General features: G+C 63.2%; 1 protein-coding gene. It reads left to right on the top strand.

The features are described 5' to 3' along the window. Positions 1 to 289: 289 nt before the first annotated feature. The coding region (locus X803_RS22255) for a hypothetical protein (RefSeq protein WP_026545035.1) at positions 290 to 508 on the top strand (219 nt) is incomplete at its 3' end.

Here is a 508-nt window from a genome sequence, read left to right as displayed (position 1 = left end):
CCTGCCTCTGACAAAACCGGCGGGTCCTGGTCCTCGGTAGATTATGCCCAGAGCGAACAGCGTCGGAGCGCCCCACTTCGCCAGGCGTGTTTATCGCTCAAAGCGACATTGGGACCGATCACGAAGCTTCCTCCCGCGTTCCCGCACGGAGGTTTTGCATCCCACACAGAGACGGTGCAGAGCGACAGAGAGACGATGCAGCGGAGGGGCACAGCGGCGTGGCCGACGGCAGCCAGCTCCATCCACCCGGGTACTGTCTTAGATAGGAGATCCATGCAAGGAGACAGTCGTGGCTGACAAAGCTGAAAGCGAAAATCAGGGTGTGCCCGCAGGCGGTGAACGACGTGCAGCACTGCGCTCGGACGATACCGGAGTCCGTCCTACCCGGATGCGCGAGAGCAGTTTCCCCATGCGGAAGGCAAGCACCCTCCCTGACGTCTCGGCGTACAGTTCGCCCGGCGGATCCACGTCGGCGGAAGAGGCTCCCGGCGAAACGACGCCGGAAGCC

It is taken from the genome of Arthrobacter sp. 35/47, from assembly GCF_000520475.1.
Taxonomy (GTDB): Bacteria; Actinomycetota; Actinomycetes; order Actinomycetales; family Micrococcaceae; genus Arthrobacter_D; species Arthrobacter_D subterraneus.
The sequence above is the reverse complement of the archived record's forward strand: the minus strand, read 5'-3'. Positions and strand labels throughout refer to the sequence as shown.